Below are 17,550 nucleotides of genomic sequence, written 5' to 3'. Positions count from 1 at the left end.
ATGCAGTTAGCTGAGTTGATTCGAGAGTATGACGAGAAATTCAATCATATTCTCGGCTATCGCCGCATGACGGCATGGATAAACCATTTCAACGGAACATTTTACAGCAAGAACAGGGTTCACCGCATCATGAAAGCCCTCAACATTCATTCTGTAATACGGAGAAAGCAAAAGAAATACTTCTATGCTTCGCCTGAAGCTACTGCTGAGAATGTCTTGAAGCGCAATTTCCATGCAACAAAACCCAACGAGAAATGGGTAACCGATGTCACTGAATTCAAATGGTATGAAGGACCGATTGTGCACAAGGTGTACCTCAGTGCTATCCTGGATCTGTACGACCGCTCTGTCGTGGCCTATGTGTTAAGTAGGCGCAATGATAGCAAGCTGGTCTTTGATACATTTGACCGTGCAGTGGCTGCCAATCCGGATGCTAAGCCTTTGTTTCATAGCGACAGAGGATTTCAATACACCAGTAAAGTCTTCCAGATGAAGCTCAGAGAACAGCAGATGGAGCAGTCTATGTCCCGTGTCGGTCGCTGCATTGATAACTGTCCTACCGAGGGCTTCTGGGGCATACTAAAGGCAGAAATGTTCAATTTGTATAAGTTTACAGACGAGGCTTCTCTCCGGGCTTCAATTGATAAATACCTTCATTTCTATAACTATGAACGGCTTCAGGAACGCTTCGACAACCAGGCTCCTATGGAAGTTCGGGCTGCTGCAGTTGAGACAGATTCTCCTGCACACTATCCCATTCCCGAGAACAAACGTATTCTGAAGTACAAGGCAAAGTTTGCCGCATAAAAGAAGAGCTACCACCCATTTGGCAGTAGCTATTTCTATAACCCTGTTTATTTATTTCCCTGGTCTACCTTGACAGGGGCAGATCAAAGCAGGGTGCTTTTTCTTATGAGAAAGGTTGAGAGACAGTGCCTCTGCTCCCTAGGGACCTGATTTGTTTAGCGTTCCGCGGGAGGTGACGGGGAGTAGGGCACTGGGGCAGTCACCCTTATGACGGTATGTCCATAAGATATAGTGTAGGAGGTGCATCATCATGCACGGAAAAGAGATTGCATTTAACGCTGTAATAGCAGCCATAGGTACCACCCTTAGCGCATGGTTAGGGGGCTGGGATGCCGCTATAGCCCTGCTTATAACACTCATGGTAGCGGATTATATTACTGGCTTCCTGGGGGCCGTACGAGAAAAGAGAGTCAATTCAGAGGTGATGTTCTGGGGCGGCATCCGAAAAGGAATCAGCCTGGCCGTCATTGCTTTAGCCGTCCAATTGGACGGTATGCTTGGCAACGCTGAGCCAATCCTGCGAACCCTAGCCATTTACTTTTACGCTGCCCGTGAAGGGATTAGTGTGACTGAGAACCTGGGCATTGTCGGAGTGCCTTTGCCGCCGGTAATCGTAAAGGTGCTTGAGCAGCTCCAGACGAAAGGGGAAGGTGGGACGAAATGAACATCGTAGATATCTCCGAGTGGCAAGTCCCATCGGCGATTAACTATGACACATTTGCACGGCAGCTTAGCATGGCAATTGTCCGGGTACAGTATGGTGCTGGCTATCAGGATAAATATTTTAAGACTCACATTACCGAGCTACAAAAGCGTGGTGTGCCGGTGGCCGTATACGCCTGGGTTCGCGGCAAAACCATTGCTGAGATGGAGGCTGAGGCCACAGCATTTTATACCCGGGCGAAGGAGTTTAATCCTACGTTTTGGTGGCTTGACGTGGAGGAGCAGTCCATGGCGGATATGCGCGCTGGTGTCTCAGCATATCAGCGCAAACTTAGAGCGCTGGGAGCCGGCAAGGTGGGGGCGTATATAGCGCATCATCTCTACAACCAATTCAATATCAACGTGGCTGAGTTTGACGCGGTGTGGATTCCGCATTATGGGCACAATGATGGGACCAGGAACTCGAAGCCCTCTTATCCCTGTGACATCCACCAATACACGGATAAGGGGAGTCTGCCGGGATACAATGGCAGCCTGGATTTAAACGCTATTATCTCAGATAAGGATATTTCATTTTTTACAGGGGGTGATGAAGTGTTAGATAATCTCGTAATCTATGCAGATGGAGATACTGGAGCAGCTCTTGTCTTGAGTCAGAGGCTGGGCTGCCCCATGGTCCACAAAGGCAGTGCGGGCAAGTATCAGGCGATCAAAAAGCACTGGGTTGGTGTACAAGGGACTAATGATAGCGGCAATATCTATTATGCCGGTACAAACCGTGCTGAGACGGCGCGGAAGGTATTAGAATAGAAGAAAAAGATCATGATAGCAAAGCCCTCTCTCGCTTGGTGCGGGGGAGGGCTTTTTGCGTTTTATTTTGAAATTAAATTATAAATAAATGTACTCCACTGATTATATATAGAAATCAGATTTTCTGAAACACTTTTTCCGTTACTCATCTTCTTTGCGCAGGTCACGAATAGTTGGACTTGCAGTGACTATTGTGACGATCAAAAATCCCGCTGTCTTTATGATCGACTTCCACAAGTTCTGCAGTGCTACGTCGGTCTGCATCTATCTTTAATTTGTCCAAATAAAAATCAAGAAGATGCTTAGGGACAACTTTCTCAAAATCAAACAAATCAAATTCCAATACCCTGCCACTCCTTAATCCAAGTATATTATTGCTATATTGTTAGTTCTAGGCTTGTCCAGAAATTTCTTCCAAAATATTTGAGATTAAAACAAAAATTTAAGAAATTTTTATGGAAAATTGCTTTTTTATTAATTGAGAAAGAACGTATATATCAAGGCCAGCCATGCATGACAGCTCGAAGCGGGTTCCCGCGACGCACCGGAGAGCGCATGAAAAAAGCACCGAAACTAATCCGGTGCCCGTCACATCTATGGCGTTAAGGACATATAGTGTAGTGTGAAGGATGATTTTCCCGTAAGCAGAAACCCGGTGCAAAGTTGATGCGCTGGGGTTCTGTTTTTTTGTAACACATTTTTTATACGAACATATGATGTATTGGGCTTGGTTTAAGTCCTGTCGTGGATAAGCAGAAACCCTGGTGACGGAGCCGGGGCTTCTGCTTTTTAGTTACCGTTGGTATTGCCACCTATTGCCACTACTTTAACTTCTCCAATAGTTATTATAAAGACGTATCGCAATATTCGCGAAAATTAACTTTGCCCACTTGCTTAATATTTACAGCTCCACATCCAGGACAAACAACAGTTATTTGGTCTGGTGCTTGTTCTAAAGATGAATCATCTTGTACGCGCTGATTTAGTAATTCATCAATAATACGCTTGATTTCCTGTAGTATATCCAGTGGTATTCTCTCTATTAATATACAATCGTTAGTAGTCACAATTTCTAGTTTGCTGTACTGAGACAGCTTAGTCACTATTTTTACTGATTTAATATCGGAAAGAAATATTTCCGTTTTTGTGCCTTTCCAAGAGCTTATAATCTTATGCACGATGATTCTTTGATTGGTTATATAAACTTGCTCAGTCGGATTTGGAATAGAGGCCCCAACTGCCAATAGTTTTTCCTCATTCAAAAATGAACTTGCTATTAAGTCAATTTGCATCTGCATGGCTTTCCTTTTTCCCCAGCCAGCGTTTTTAATAGTAGCTTCAATAGTGTCCATGTAATTACCATCTTGCTTCTGAATTCTTACAATTCCATTTTAGCAATAGTACAAAAGAAATTACATTATTTTTTTAAAAACTATCTCACCAACTTAAAGTTCCCTGGTTGACAGAAAATCACATATGTCGGCAATAGAAAAGAGCATGGTCCCATTAAGGTACTATGTTCCGCATAATAAAATTGGGGAGGATTTGGGGAGTTTGCGATTCAAAAACACCCCTAAATCAACTTTTATATACCCAACATCGAAATTCTGAAACCCTTGCAATCACTGCGTTTCATGAATAAACCTAACTATACCAAACACGCTGGACAGGTCTCCAAAACCGTTAGTGTGGGTTCAACTCCTGCATCCCCTGCCAACATGAAATCCGCTCCCCGCGAGGTTTGCAGGAAGTTTTGTTTTTAGGGAATTAAATTTTTAGTTAACAATAAGTTAACAACTGGTTTTTTGCATGTAATAGGACTCGTATAAGTCTTATTTTTAGCTTCAGTAAAAAGAAAAAGCAGCCCATTACGGCTGCGCAAAAAATTATCTGGCAATGGAGTTGGCCAAAGCCTTCTGAACTTCAAATATGTTTTTGTCTTTTTTAAACTCCTTGGTGATAGGTAATGAATTACCAGAAATCCAGATTTTTAATTCTGCATCAAGATCGAGGTGACCGGCTGTCTCTACAGCAAAGTGCGTGATACTTCTGAAAGGTATAGAGTGATACTCAATCTTTTTGCCGGTGATACCTTGTTTATCCACGAGAATCAACCTGCTGTTGGTAAACACAATTAAGTCTCTGATGAGTTTAAAAGCCTTTGTTATCTGTTCTGAGTCATAAAGTAAAGGACCTACTTCGCTTTCAATTTCTTTGGTGTCAATCTCTGAGGCATTGCCCATCATTCCGCTAAATATTCCCATAATATCTAATATCTCCTTCCTGAATTGCAATGTTCAAGTATTCGAGGAAAAAATTTTATTTCCTGCTTTGGCTGAATGATGCCGAAAGAGTGGGCATTTATCAGGGCACACTCTATTTTTTGTGCCCAAAATCCTATGTCGGAAATTTGCGGGAGTGGGGTAGCACGGTACTGGGTCAGTCACCATTATGACGACATGTCTATATAAATATAGTATAGCGAGAGGTGATAGCATTTGGATTTTACAATTATAACAGCCCTCATTGGGATTGTAGCAGCTCTGTCCGGAATTATCTTAGGGTGGTCGGCAAGGGCAAAGGAAGCGAAAAGAGAAGTCAGAATAGACGCTGAAATCAACACAGCCATCCGTACCGACATGGAGTACCTTAAGCGCGGGGTAGATGATATCCGCATAGAGCAGCGTGCCCAGGGGCAGCGCATGGATACCATGGGTGAACGTCTTACCCGGGTTGAGGAGTCATCTAAACAGGCCCATAAGAGGATTGATCGCCTTGAGCAGAAAGGAGAGTAAGCATGAAAATTGAATAATGGGTGGGCACGCCGAACTATCGTCAGGGGAGAAGTGGCAGCCAAATCTTTGCCATCATAAATCACATCACAGCATGACGATATCCGGGGTGCCTCTCATGGATGCAGAATCCTGCCTCCCAAGTAAGCAGTCATTATCTCGTACTCAAGGATGGGCGAATCCTGCAGCTTGTCAAAGACGAGGATACTGCGTGGCACGCCGGCCAATAAGCCGAACTGGAAGTTGTATAATGGAAAGAATCCTAACCTGTACACGATTGGTATTGAGCATGAGACTTTAGATGGGGAAGAGTTAACCGATGTTCAGTATCAGTCTACGCTATGGCTTCACGGTCAGCTCCTGGCTAAGTATCCTGCAATTAAGCCGGACAGTGACCACATTATCGGTCATTATCGCACAGACAGTGTAAATCGGCCGAATGATCCGGGAGCGAAGTTTCCCTGGGAGCAACTGTTTAAGGATTTGAAAGGAGAGGAGGATATGGTGGATAACCTTGTAATTTATGCTGATGGGGATGTAGGAGCAGCCCTTATCTTGAGCCAGAAGCTGGGATGCCCGATGGTTCATAAAAGCAGCTCAAGCAAATATCAAGCTGCTCAGAAGCACTGGGTTGGGGTGCAGGGGGCAAATGATAGTGGGAATATCTACTATGCCGGAGCAAATCGTACCGAAACGGCAAGAGCGGTTCTGAAATGAAGCAGAGCCATTTTTCTAAGCGGATAGTGTTTCTGGTGATTAGTTGAACACCGGTTCACTATCCGTTGTTACTTATTGAAAAAGCGGATTGAAGAAGCAGACACCATTGATTCATGAAGGGCCCCTTAAGCTTTATATTTGTAATAGAATAGTTTAAGCTGGTAAGCAATTGCTGCTATGCCAAAACCAGTACTCTTTAATAAATCACCAATTACTGCGAGTTTTGTACCTCTGGTCAACACAAGAGAGGTTTTTAAGTTAGCGGTTGATTTCAGCTCTTCGAAGCGGACAATGGCTACATGGGTGAAAAGTATACTGGCGAGAAAGAAAAGCCAGCTTGCAGCTGTGATGGACATGGCAGAATCAATTTCTTTCGGCTTAACCGTTGGAACATTTTCGGTGAGAAGTGCTTGTTCTTCTTGGTAGGTCGATATAAAAGCCAATATTGTGCCGAGAAGAAAGAGTAAATCTCCTGCTCTTTCTTCATAGGTTAGGCTTAAATCCAGATGTTCATTCCCCATAATCATCACTTCCCTATTTATTAGGATATGTCATAAAGCCACGAGTGTAACAACGAGCGCTATTTTTATGACCTAAATCCATGACCTAAATCTATTCTCGAAAAATCTATGCTCTAAATCTGCAGACATCAAATTAGAAAAACAGGACATACTTTCTTTGTTTTAGAAAGCAGGATTTTTGATTCACTGAAAAGAAAGAATGATAATATCTCTTTGAGAGTAGGGGAGGTGGATCCAATGGCTATCGATTTACACATTCATACAATAGAGTCGGATGGTTCCCTTTCAGTGGCTGGAGTTATCCAGGAGGCTGCCGAGCGGGGGGTTCGCGTTTTGGCTTTAACCGATCATGAGACCACCAACGGCGTCCCGGAAGCCATGGAATTAGGCCAAAAGCATAATTTGAATATTATCCCCGGCGTTGAGCTGATCACAGCTTTCAAAGGTAAGGAAGTTCATTTGCTCGGTTATTTTTCTTATGCGGCGATGATGCATTCAGACCTCCAATCACGGCTAAAGGAGCTTCGGCAGCAGCGAACCTATTTGGCTTTTGAAATGGTCAAAAGGTTACAGAAGGATGGATTCACCCTGAAATGGGCGGAGGTGGAGAAAATCGCCAATCCTGAAGGAGCGGTAAGCAAAGGCCATATTATGCGGGCTCTTCATGAACACGAGAACGGCACTGTCCAGTGGCCTGTGATAGCGAAACTTTTCCAGCCTTACGGGATTGCTTACTTGCCATTTTTGGAACATCCTTTTGAAGAAGCTGTTGATTTGATCTACACATGCGGTGGTGTACCCGTGCTGGCGCATCCCGGCTTGCTGCAGGATGATCGTATGGTGACTGAGCTCTTATCTTATCGCCCTATGGGTTTGGAAGTCTATTATGGCTATTGGGAGCAAAGAGAGGCCTTGATTCAAAACTATAAAACGATAGCCCAGGATAAAGCCATCCTGACGACTGGAGGCAGCGATTTCCATGGCTTATTCGGACCGGTTAAACTGGGAGAGATTGTGGTACCGGAACAATGCAGTCGGGAACTGCAGACTTTTCTTAATCTTGATTTTTAGAAAGTCAGAAGGACAGGGTTGATTTGTTTTACTTAAGGATAAAAAAGCCCTTTCAGTGAGAAACTAAGGTTAGTTTTTGAGCTGGAGGGACAAAAGAATGCAAAAATCACGACCGGAACAGGATGTTCATGAAGACATAAAAATTCTTATCCAAACTCACTTTGGGGAATCGGGCCAAGGAATCCATATTGAAGTCAAAGGGGATAAGATTTCTCTATGGGGAACAGTGGATAGTCTTGCTGAAAAAGATTTTATCGGGCAAAGGATTGGCCGTATCGACGGGGTAAGAGAGCTGGATAACTCACTTACGGTTGCCAACGACGGAAAAATCACCGATAAGGATATTGAAAAGCAGGTGGTTGAGCGTTTTGCCCAATCTAATTTTGGAGAGATCATGCATTTAGGGTGCCGGGCCAGCAAAGGGATTGTGACTTTGCTTGGACATCTGGAGACCCAAAGCAGTGAGCGGCTGGCGAAACGAATTGCTTCGCAGGTTAGAGGGGTAAAGGAAGTTCGCAGTGAAATTGATTTCCTGGAAAAGGCTGTGGACGATGCCACTCTGGTCAACCGGGTTGAAAATGCCTTAGTTGCTTCTCCATGGGTGAATGCCCATGAAATCAAAACATCGGCTCGCAATGGTTTGATTACGCTTACGGGAATGGTTAATACCCAAGAGGAGATTGAATGGGCAGTGGATACGGCCTATCAGGTACCAGGGGTTAAAGCTGTGGTCAGCGAGATCTTCTCTCGTCACCGTTCTCAAGGTGAGGATCTCTATATGACGGAACAGCTCGTGCGCAAGCTGGGTCAGCATGGTATGACATCTCAGCTTGTGCGGGCTTTTGTTCAGGATGGCATAGCTTATATGACCGGTGAGGTCTATTCGGATGAAGATCGAAGATGGGCGGAATCTATGGGGCAGCATGTGGAGGGGATCAAAAGCATCAATAGCTCCATTAAAGTGGCCGCTCACTCCAGCAAATAACTCCAGAAAATAATATGGAATTTTAACAGCAGTTGAGTGTTGCTTCATTACTTTATTGCTTCATTGCCTAAAACATAGTGTAGAAATATTCCCCGGCACTGTTCCGAATTTTTTCGGGATGGCACTGGGGTAATTTTTAACCTAACTGAGATTGGCAAAAAAGTACGAAAAATAAAAATTTCCTATAATGAGGAAACCCAAAATATATTTTAGATATGATATAATGAATTCGTTCGTAAAAAAAATGGCAAGCAGGCTAATAAAATCCTTTGGGGGTGTTAAACATCGATCCAATTACTCATGGCTTAATCGGTGCTGCGCTGGCTAATCTTTCGGGGCACCCGATCCAACTCAATGATCCGATTTTCATAGGTTGCACATTGGGAGCAATGGTTCCTGATTTGGATATCGTCACCCATCTCAAAGGCAGACTCAATTATTTATTGAAACACCGGGGGGCCAGCCACTCATTCCTGGCTTTGGGAGGAATGGCATTAGGTTTAGGTACGCTTGTTCATTATACTTTTCCCACCAGTTCTTGGTTAGTTGTTGTATTTTGGACTTTAATAGGAACTCTGTCCCATGGAATTGCTGATTTATTGAATTCCTATGGTGCCCAGCTTTTATGGCCTTTTTATAAGAAGAAGTTCACGGTGAATATGGCCATGGTAACTGAACCGGTGATTTTCGTCTTGTTCTTTTCTTCTTTTATTGTTTCATTTACTCGACCGGAATTCGGATTGTATTCAAGTTTAACAACCTTTGCTGTTGCACTCATCTATCTTTTCATAAGGGAAATGGATCGTTATAAGACTCGGCAACGACTTGAGGAAACCTTTGCTGCACCCCGTGAGCAGGTAAAAGTCCTGCCCGCCATGTATCGACCTTTCAGCTGGGCCTTCTTAGTCTATGAGGAGGATACCGTTAGCTTTGGGGTTATGAAGAAGAAGCATGCCCAAATCCTTAAAGTGCTGCCTCAATGGGACTCGGAAGATCCATTAATCAATAATGCTTTGGAAGGCGAATTAGCGGATATTTTTAACCGGTTTACGCCCTATTTTCATGTGGTCCGTACAGACAGCCCGGAAACCAAGGTACAGTTTGTTGACCTTAGATATTGGGATAAAGAAGATTTCCTTTATACCGGGGAAGTATGCATTTGCCCGGATGGTAAGATTACTGAGGAGAGATTTTATACTTTTGGAAGCAGGAATTCGCAAGGTATAGTATTGGAGTATTGAATAGATATAAGGAGCACAGGCTTTCCGGCGTGGAAGAGTCTGTGTTTTTTTATACACATGTCAGGAGTTTTTAGCCGAAGGAAAAAACTCTTTGACTATATTTTAGACATAAAGGATAATTAGAGATGGTGGAGGTGGGACTGTGTCGAAAAGGAAAAGAAAAACCCTGCCTGTCCGGCAAGGGATTGCTATAGTATTGGCAATATTAGGATTCTTAGCGCTGCTGGGGGAACTAGGTTTCACTGCAGTCGGTAAGGGCCTTTATAATTCGATGAAATATCCTCTTGGGGAAAAGGTTTGGCTTGCTCCCTTGGTCTTTTTTGTGTTGGCCATTGGTGTATGGGCATCGGCACTTTGGGGGCAGAAGCAGGGAGCCAGGCCAAAGGGAAAACAGTCTTATCCCCGGGGGAAAACCAGGGAAAAGGTGAAAAGGACAAATCTTCAAGAAGAGCGCGGGGAGGAAACTTTCTTTCCTCAAGGTATCGAGCTGCCAAAAGGGAAGCTCGTCTCCTTAAAAGGATTTAAAGAATATTTCTCCACAGATTTAGAGATGAAGCCCATGGAGCCTTTGGCAGAGCTTGATGACCTGGGCCGGGACTTTGATACATATTTCACAGAAGGTAAGGATATTTCCTTTAAACCCATTGGAACCCGGCTGACAACACTGCAGGGATTCTCGAGTTATTTTGATGAGGTAAGTTCCGAAATAGAGGAAGAAATAAGGAATACTGAGCCTGCTTTGCCCAGTAAACGCCAGTGGGAAAAATCGGACATTACCGGCTTGGAGCATGATCGCTATCCGGGACAAGTGGCCCAGTTGCTAAAGAACGAGCGGAGAATGCCCCAAGGGATTTCTCCCGAAGAACGTGCAGCTTTACTTGGCAAGCCCTTGCAGACTCCTGCCTATAATTTGGAGTCTTCTCGGGAAGAGCCATGGAGCGAAGCAGCTCACAAAAAGGAAAACCCCAAAGTTCTGCAGGAAAAGATGGAGTCTTTCTCAGGAACTACCGAAGATCCGTTTTCGGGCTCGGGATTGGTGCGCAGTATTGCCCCCAGTTTGGTCAAGAAAGAAAGCGTGAAGAAAATTGATCTTGAACCCTTAGAGAAAGCCCCCGCCTATGAAGAAGCGACGCTTTCTGAGGCATCTCTCCTTTCTAAAGAAGAACCTATTTCAAGAGAAGAACTTAGGATTCAGGAAGACCTTGCCTCACGATTTGAGCAGAAGATTGAAGAACAAGCGTCTGCAAGCAACCCGGAAGGCAAAGCAGTTAATTTTCATGGGGAGAATGAAGACGATAAGGCTATTGAACCGAAGATAAAGACCATGGAGGCGTTGAAGAAGGCCAAGGCCTGGAGTTTGCCTTCCTTTGAATTACTGGATCCGCTTCCTCAGGTCACAGTGGTTCATGACCAGGATACCCAAAAACATCTGGAGAAGGTGTTGGAAGATTTCGGGGTTCAGGCTAAGGTCATCCGCGTAGCCCGGGGTCCGGTGATCACTCGTTATGAGCTGGCTCCTGCTCCTGGGGTTAAGATCAGCCGCATTGTCAATTTAGCAGATGATATCGCTTTGGGGTTAGCTGCCCGGGACGTGCGCATTGAAGCGCCGATTCCCGGCAAATCCGCTATTGGCATTGAAGTGCCCAATAAGCACCCAAGAGCTGTGCCTTTCCGTGAAGTTCTGGAGACGCCGGAATTTAAGGAAGGGTCAGCTAAGCTGCGGATTGCTTTAGGAAAAGATATTGGTAATCAATCCATTGTGGCCAATTTAGCTAAGATGCCTCATTTGCTGGTAGCCGGAGCCACGGGTTCAGGAAAGAGCGTGTGTATTACCGCTATCATCAATTCACTGCTCTTTAATACCCGTCCCGATGAGGTCAAATTCCTGATGGTGGATCCCAAAATGGTGGAATTGAGCCTTTATAATGGAATTCCCCACCTTTTGGCCCCTGTGGTGACAGACCCTAAAAAAGCCTCTGCCGCCCTGAAATGGGTGGTCAAGGAAATGGAAACCCGCTATGAATTGTTTGCCGCTTCCGGTGTACGGGATATTGAACGGTATAATCAAATGAAGGCGGCGGAGGCTGGGCAGGAAAACGGGGCCAAAGCTGAGCCTCTTGCCCCGGCTATGCCTTTGATTGTGGTTATTATTGATGAATTGGCAGATTTAATGATGGTAGCAGCCGATGAGGTGGAAGAAGCCATTTGCCGCCTGGCACAGATGGCCAGAGCTGCCGGAATCCATTTGGTCATCGCCACCCAAAGACCTTCAGTGGATGTTATCACCGGGGTGATTAAGGCTAATATTCCCAGCCGGATTTCCTTTGCCGTAAGTTCACAGATTGACTCCAGAACCATCCTTGATTCTACCGGAGCCGAAAAACTCTTGGGAAGAGGAGATATGCTCTATTCGCCCCAAGGTATGAATAAGCCAATGCGGGTTCAAGGCTGTATGGTTGCCGACGATGAAGTTCAGAAAGTGATAACACACTGGAAAGCCCAAGGGTCACCTGAGTATCTGGATCCGGAAGGATTTTTGAACGCGGGCTCGTCGGGAAAAAGTGAAGGTGTCGGACCGGATGATGAGCTTTTTATGGAGGCAGGCCATTTGATCATTACCACAGGCATGGCTTCCGTCTCCTATTTGCAAAGAAAATTAAAACTGGGCTATGCACGCGCTGCCCGTTTGATTGATTTGCTCGAGGAGCATGGGGTAGTGGGAGGATATGAAGGCAGTAAGCCCCGCCAAATCCTCTTGACAATGGATGAATTTGAAGAACGCTTTGGTTGATTCTAATCGTTAAAAATGTTAACTGATCAAAAGGAAGGCTCTTAAAAAGGAGTCTTCCTTTTTGTTTGTTGTATTTAGGGATAAAGAGAAAGCGACAGGTAATACTAAGGATAATTCATTACAGACCGATATTAGGAAGGAGTAAGGATTATGAGCATTCAGTTAAAATGTGATGCCGTCAATTGTGTGTATAACCGTAGTCATCTGTGTTCGGCTGAGGAGATCGAGGTGCAAGGAGGGGAGACCACGGGTGGAGACGCTACGTTTTGTGGAACCTTCAACTCGAAAAGCCTTGGTAACTTTGTCTCTTCTCTGGGAAATATGAATTACAGTGGAACCTTAAAGCAGGCGGTATCAGCGGAGCCGATCATGGATCCCAAGATTCGTTGCAATGCGGTGAACTGTACCTATAACGACCAGCGATACTGCCATGCTGACCAAGTTGAGATTCGCAATGAGGTTTCCCATACGGCAGAAGAAACAGAATGTCAAACGTTCTACCCTAAAATGAGTTAAAGAAAAGAGAGGCTTTCTCTTCCTTTACTGTCAAAAAGCTTGCCTTATGCATAGGCGAGCTTTTTGACATATAAGAGAGTCATTTTTTGAGGATTTACGGTATAATAAAACCATTGGGTAATGAATGATTCAAGCTGGCAGAAGGAAGAGGAGTGTTCATGAAAGGACTATTTGTTTTGGTCGCCCTTTGCGGTGGGATGGTGATGGGGATTCAGACCCCTATTAATGGAGCTTTAGGAAAACGAGTCGGAGGAATTGAAGGAGCACTGATCTCTTTTGCAGTAGGCTTGCTCTGTTTATCCTTGGCGGTATTGTTTTTTGGTAAGGGTAATCTTAGCCAAGTAACCCATGTTCCAAAACCATGGCTCATTGGCGGAGCACTGGGTGCCGTTGGTGTTACATGCTCCATTTTATCGGTGCAAAAAATAGGCGTAGCGGGAACTCTGACTGCCGCTGTTGTCGGTCAGATTCTGGTAGGGTTAACCATTGATCATTTCGGTCTGCTGGGAGTGGGGAGAACCCCTCTGGACTTCTCCCGGGTATTGGGTGTTATACTGATGCTGAGTGGTCTTTATTTCGTGCTAAGACAGAATTTGTAAGGAAGCCATAAATTGAGACGAGGATACATATATTAAAAGTATATCTTTATGAATGGCCATTCTGTGTACCCTAGTTTAAATATCGAGGAGGGGTTAGTTTTTGAAAAACCGGAGCGCTATGATATGGATCCCCTTGATTGCCTTAACCCTTCTTTTTAGTCTCGTTTATTTATGGTATGCCCTCTTTCCAGGTTCGATACGACCTGAGGCTGTCCAGCTTTTTGGCATGGAACAAATCCAGCAAGGCCGAGATTACAGCAAAGGGATAAGAATTTCCTATATTCTAAACTTTATGTTTCAGGTCCTCTTCTTAATTTGGATTCTGGCCTCGGGTCGGGGACGCAGGCTTTCCCGGGCTTGCGAACAGTGGGCTCAAGGGCGTAAATGGTTAGGATACCTTGCTTTTTATCTCGTGATTTGGCTGCTGCTTACCCTGATCCGTCTGCCTTTTACTTTTTTCAGCGGCTTTTATTGGCAGCAGCTTTGGGGTTTTTCTACTCAAACCTTCCTGTCCTGGTGGGGGGATTTTCTTAAAGAGTCCCTGCTGGACCTGGTGATGGGTGGGATAGGCGTTTGTTTACTGTTTTTGGCCTTTCGGCTTTGGCCTAAAACCTGGTGGATGATCTGTGGAATGTTTTTTTCCCTTTGGTTGGTTATACAAAGCCTGCTATGGCCTGTTCTTGTGGCACCTTTATTCAATCACTTTCAACCTGTGGCCAGCCCGGAAATCATCTCCATGGTCAATGAGCTGGCCAATAAGGCTGATCTGGCACTTGATGAGATGCTTGTGATGGATGCCAGTATCAGGACAACGAAGGCTAATGCTTATTTTGCCGGAGTCGGGGAGACAAAACGGATCGTCCTCTATGATAATCTTCTTAATCAGTACTCTCTGGAGGAAGTTAAAGCGGTTATTGCTCATGAAATGGCTCACTGGCAAAAAGGACATATTGCCCGGGGACTCTTTTTAGGGACTTTGGGAAGCTTCTTAGTCTGGGGAGGAGCGTACCTGGTTCTCCGGCGGGAAATGTCCAGACATCATGTACCCCCTTTGGTGTGGGCGGTTTTTCTATTATTTGTAGTATTAGTGAGCTTTGTGAGTGCTCCTCTGCAAAACTCCATCTCCCGCCAAATGGAGATCGAAGCGGATCAGACCTCTGTCTTACTGACCGGGAACACTCAAGGGGCGATTCAATTGCAGATAAATCTGGCTTTGAAGAACCGTTCCGATTTATCCCCACCCAGGTTTATCGAATGGTTCAGCTATACTCATCCTTCGGTATTAACACGAATTGAAAAAATAAATGAAGTGGGTGGCGGATAAGTCAACTAAGCATCAGGTGAACATACTTTCACCTAAAGCAAGTTTCCTATATACTTAAAGTTAAGGGATGACCCGCGTAAGCGGGTCGAGGAGTGGAGGTTGGAAGATGGACTTTTTAGTTGTGGATTTTGAGTTTTCAGTTCCCCAAAGTTATGGTAAACCCAGAGCCTGGTTTCCAGAAATCATCGAAGTAGGGGCCACCGTCCTTGATCCTAACGGCAAATTAGCATTGGATAAAACCTTTAATGCCTTTGTAAAGCCTCGTTTTTGGCCGCGTTTAGCTGAAGAAAGCTATGGGATTACCGGGATTCGTCAGGAAGATGTGGATCAGGGCATTCTCCTGGAAGAAGCAATTCAGCATCTGCAGAAATTAGCCCATCCGGAAGCCTATATAGTGGCTTGGGGAGACGCGGATCGTAAGATTCTGGGTAATGTATGTGAAAAGTATGGTTTAAAGTACCCCTTTATCTGGGAGCACTATATTGATTTAGCGGAGCAGTATAAGCATTACCGTTCCCTGGACCATTTGATTTCTCTGAAGAAGGCCATTGAAGAAAATGCCATTGAGCAAATTGGGATACTCCATTCAGCCTTGGATGATGCTATTAATGCCGCACAAGTCATGGCCAGGATGATGAGTGAAGGATGGATGGTTAAGACCGGTGAGCAGGCTCATGGTTCTGAAGAAAAAAGAATTGCTGAGGCAGCTCCTCAGAAGAATTCAAAAATTATCATCTAGTGGCAAACGCATAAATCCCAGGGTGTTCGTAAAGGCTATTTCATGAAAGAAAAATTATGCTGAAGATCGAAGGTAAAGACCAGCAAACGAATGAGCTGAGGGTAAAGCTGTGGCAAAAGTTATTATTGTTGAAGGAAAAACCGATAAGGAACGGCTTCAGGAAGTATTGGCCGAGCCTGTTGAGATACTGTGCAGTTATGGGACGATCAGTTATGAAAAAACTGAAGAGTGGGCGACCCAACTTGAGGATTCAGAGGTGTATTTGTTGGTCGATGCTGATAATTCCGGAGAGAAAATCCGCAAAAGCCTCAATCAGGCACTTCCGAATATTCATCACTTATATACCCATCGCATGTATCGTGAAGTGGCAACGACTCCTCTCGATGTGCTGGCTCAGGTTTTAGACCATGCACATTTTGAGGTCAAGGAAATCCTCCCGGAAGAAGAGCTCTTTTAAGGTTGACGGTTGCCGTGAGGCAGCCGTCATTATCTTTGCACCGCCTGCATTGCTCATGTATTCTATATACTCGTGTCGAAAGGAAGGAACTTGTTGACCTTACAGCGAATCATAATAAATCTTTGAGAAATTATAAATTTTTTAGGAGAACAGGTTTTGGCTGCATAACATATAGCATTAGATCCGGCTAAGGATTCACCGATGGGAAAGGAAGAACACTCATGCATAATATTGCCAGGGAGCTCAACGATCAGATAAGAGCGGAAAACCCCCATGTGTACGAACTGCTTTCAGATTTAGGGAGGAATTTATACTATCCCAAGGGGATATTGACCCAGACGGATGAGGCTACGGAAAAGGCTTATCGCTTTAATGCCACAATAGGTATGGCTACGGAAAAAGGGCAGCCCATGTTTTTGCCGGTTATCCAAGAAACCTTGTCCCAGTATAACCCTCAAGACATCTATACTTATGCACCTCCGGCGGGGAAAGCCAAGATCAGGGCTGTCTGGAGAGAAAAACTGCTTAAGGACAATCCTTCTTTGCAGGGTAAGACCATGAGCCAGCCTATTGTGACCAACGCCTTAACCCATGGGTTAAGTATTGCAGCGGATCTGTTTTTAAATCCTCAGGATGTCTTAGTGCTTCCTGATAAACTCTGGGGCAATTACACGATGATTTTTGGAACCCGCAGAAATGCTGAAATGCGGAACTTCACCTTTTTCACGGAGAAAGATGAATTCAATACCCAAGGGATGAAAGAAGCTCTTCTGGCCCAAAAAGCACAAGGCAAAGCGGTGCTGCTGCTTAATTTCCCGAATAACCCAACCGGTTATACGCCTGTTGAGAAAGAGGCTCAGGCCATTGTGGAGGCGTTGCTGGAGGTGGCGGAGCAGGGAATCAATGTGGCGGTTATAGTCGATGATGCTTATTTTGGGCTTTTCTACGAGGATTCCATCAAAGAATCTCTCTTTGGACGGCTTGCCAATATCCACCCCCGCATTCTGGCCGTTAAGGTGGATGGTCCAACCAAGGAAGAGTATGTATGGGGATTTCGGATTGGGTTCATCACCTTTGGGGATGCCAGCTCAGTGGTTTGCGATGTTCTGGAGAATAAAACCAAGGCCATCATCCGCAGCACGATCTCCAATGCCTCCCACCCTGCCCAAACCTTCGTCCTTCATGCCTTGGCATCCCCTGATTTTGAGAAGCAAAAAGAGGAGAAGTACAAGATTATGGAAGGCCGGGCGTTAAAGGTCAAAGAGATCTTGAACCGGGGCGATTATCAGGAGCTTTGGGACTATTATCCTTTTAACTCCGGTTATTTTATGTGCCTGAAGCTTAAAGGAGTGAAGGCAGAGGAATTGCGTCTGCATTTACTGCATAACTATGGAGTGGGTGTCATCGCTTTGGGTGAGTCCGATATCCGGGTGGCGTTCTCCTGTGTGGAAGAAGAAGATTTGGAAGAATTGTTTAAGTTGATTTATCAGGGAGCGAAAGATTTAGCATAGTCAGGA

18 protein-coding genes and 1 pseudogene are annotated in these 17,550 nt (G+C 44.9%); 15 read left to right on the top strand and 4 right to left on the bottom strand.

The window, feature by feature from the left end; genetic code table 11:
• From BUA14_RS24540 to BUA14_RS24530, 3 genes are all read left to right on the top strand, one after another.
• Window positions 1-807: IS3 family transposase (locus BUA14_RS24540; RefSeq protein WP_072774992.1), on the top strand; the 807-nt coding region annotated here is incomplete at its 5' end.
• A gap of 250 nt (window positions 808-1,057) precedes the next feature.
• A complete protein-coding gene (locus BUA14_RS24535) occupies window positions 1,058-1,471 on the top strand; it encodes a phage holin family protein (protein WP_072774991.1) in 414 nt (137 codons plus the stop codon).
• The gene (locus BUA14_RS24530; protein ID WP_072774990.1) at window positions 1,468-2,280 is read left to right on the top strand and encodes a glycoside hydrolase family 25 protein; all 813 of its coding nucleotides are present in this window, start codon (window positions 1,468-1,470) and stop codon (window positions 2,278-2,280) included. Before BUA14_RS24535 ends, BUA14_RS24530 begins: the two co-directional genes overlap by 4 nt.
• A 163-nt stretch (window positions 2,281-2,443) precedes the next feature.
• Here BUA14_RS24530 and BUA14_RS24525 read toward each other — a convergent pair whose 3' ends face one another.
• The 3 genes from BUA14_RS24525 to BUA14_RS24515 form a co-directional block, all read right to left on the bottom strand.
• Window positions 2,444-2,623 (bottom strand): hypothetical protein, encoded by a 180-nt coding sequence (locus BUA14_RS24525; protein WP_072774989.1) that lies wholly within the window; start codon window positions 2,621-2,623, stop codon window positions 2,444-2,446.
• A gap of 502 nt (window positions 2,624-3,125) precedes the next feature.
• Window positions 3,126-3,632 carry a hypothetical protein gene (locus BUA14_RS24520; RefSeq protein WP_072774988.1) on the bottom strand — a complete coding sequence of 169 codons (507 nt, stop codon included), beginning with the start codon at window positions 3,630-3,632 and terminating at the stop codon, window positions 3,126-3,128.
• Between the two features lie 534 nt (window positions 3,633-4,166).
• A complete protein-coding gene (locus BUA14_RS24515; RefSeq protein ID WP_072774987.1) occupies window positions 4,167-4,544 on the bottom strand; it encodes a PH domain-containing protein in 378 nt (125 codons plus the stop codon).
• Window positions 4,545-4,778: 234 nt separating this feature from the next.
• On the opposite strand from BUA14_RS24515, the gene BUA14_RS24510 reads away from it, so the two are divergent.
• Entirely contained in the window at window positions 4,779-5,075 is a 297-nt protein-coding gene (locus BUA14_RS24510) for a hypothetical protein (protein WP_005812096.1), read from the top strand.
• 20 nt (window positions 5,076-5,095) lie between these two features.
• A pseudogene (locus BUA14_RS27330) lies at window positions 5,096-5,789 on the top strand (N-acetylmuramoyl-L-alanine amidase).
• A gap of 125 nt (window positions 5,790-5,914) precedes the next feature.
• Here the strand turns inward: BUA14_RS27330 and BUA14_RS24495 are convergent.
• Window positions 5,915-6,310, bottom strand: coding sequence for a hypothetical protein (locus BUA14_RS24495; protein WP_072774985.1), 396 nt, complete (start codon window positions 6,308-6,310; stop codon window positions 5,915-5,917).
• Window positions 6,311-6,547: 237 nt separating this feature from the next.
• Here BUA14_RS24495 and BUA14_RS24490 point away from each other — a divergent pair, with 237 nt between their 5' ends.
• From BUA14_RS24490 to BUA14_RS24445, 10 genes are all read left to right on the top strand, one after another.
• The gene (locus BUA14_RS24490; protein ID WP_072774984.1) at window positions 6,548-7,381 is read left to right on the top strand and encodes a PHP domain-containing protein; all 834 of its coding nucleotides are present in this window, start codon (window positions 6,548-6,550) and stop codon (window positions 7,379-7,381) included.
• 97 nt (window positions 7,382-7,478) lie between these two features.
• Window positions 7,479-8,366, top strand: a complete 888-nt coding sequence (locus BUA14_RS24485; RefSeq protein ID WP_072774983.1) for a BON domain-containing protein — start codon at window positions 7,479-7,481, stop codon at window positions 8,364-8,366.
• A 269-nt stretch (window positions 8,367-8,635) separates the two neighbouring features.
• Window positions 8,636-9,607, top strand: coding sequence for a metal-dependent hydrolase (locus BUA14_RS24480; RefSeq protein WP_072774982.1), 972 nt, complete (start codon window positions 8,636-8,638; stop codon window positions 9,605-9,607).
• A gap of 142 nt (window positions 9,608-9,749) precedes the next feature.
• Window positions 9,750-12,398, top strand: coding sequence for a DNA translocase FtsK (locus BUA14_RS24475; protein ID WP_072774981.1), 2,649 nt, complete (start codon window positions 9,750-9,752; stop codon window positions 12,396-12,398).
• Window positions 12,399-12,548: 150 nt separating this feature from the next.
• On the top strand, window positions 12,549-12,914 hold the full coding sequence (locus BUA14_RS24470) for a DUF1540 domain-containing protein (protein WP_072774980.1): 366 nt from the start codon (window positions 12,549-12,551) through the stop codon (window positions 12,912-12,914).
• A 158-nt stretch (window positions 12,915-13,072) separates the two neighbouring features.
• Complete coding sequence (locus BUA14_RS24465; protein WP_072774979.1) at window positions 13,073-13,513, top strand: DMT family transporter; 441 nt, start codon at window positions 13,073-13,075, stop codon at window positions 13,511-13,513.
• A 100-nt stretch (window positions 13,514-13,613) separates the two neighbouring features.
• Window positions 13,614-14,837, top strand: a complete 1,224-nt coding sequence (locus BUA14_RS24460) for a M48 family metallopeptidase (protein WP_072774978.1) — start codon at window positions 13,614-13,616, stop codon at window positions 14,835-14,837.
• A 106-nt stretch (window positions 14,838-14,943) separates the two neighbouring features.
• Window positions 14,944-15,576: a 3'-5' exonuclease KapD gene (gene kapD, locus BUA14_RS24455; protein ID WP_072774977.1), complete on the top strand. Its 633-nt coding sequence runs from the start codon at window positions 14,944-14,946 to the stop codon at window positions 15,574-15,576.
• A gap of 109 nt (window positions 15,577-15,685) precedes the next feature.
• The gene (locus BUA14_RS24450; RefSeq protein WP_072774976.1) at window positions 15,686-16,033 is read left to right on the top strand and encodes a toprim domain-containing protein; all 348 of its coding nucleotides are present in this window, start codon (window positions 15,686-15,688) and stop codon (window positions 16,031-16,033) included.
• Between the two features lie 221 nt (window positions 16,034-16,254).
• Window positions 16,255-17,544 carry an aminotransferase class I/II-fold pyridoxal phosphate-dependent enzyme gene (locus tag BUA14_RS24445; protein ID WP_072774975.1) on the top strand — a complete coding sequence of 430 codons (1,290 nt, stop codon included), beginning with the start codon at window positions 16,255-16,257 and terminating at the stop codon, window positions 17,542-17,544.
• Window positions 17,545-17,550: the final 6 nt, after the last annotated feature.

It is taken from the genome of Desulfitobacterium chlororespirans DSM 11544 (assembly GCF_900143285.1).
In the GTDB taxonomy this organism is placed as follows: domain Bacteria; phylum Bacillota; class Desulfitobacteriia; order Desulfitobacteriales; family Desulfitobacteriaceae; genus Desulfitobacterium; species Desulfitobacterium chlororespirans.
This window is presented reverse-complemented; position numbering and strand designations above follow the sequence as displayed.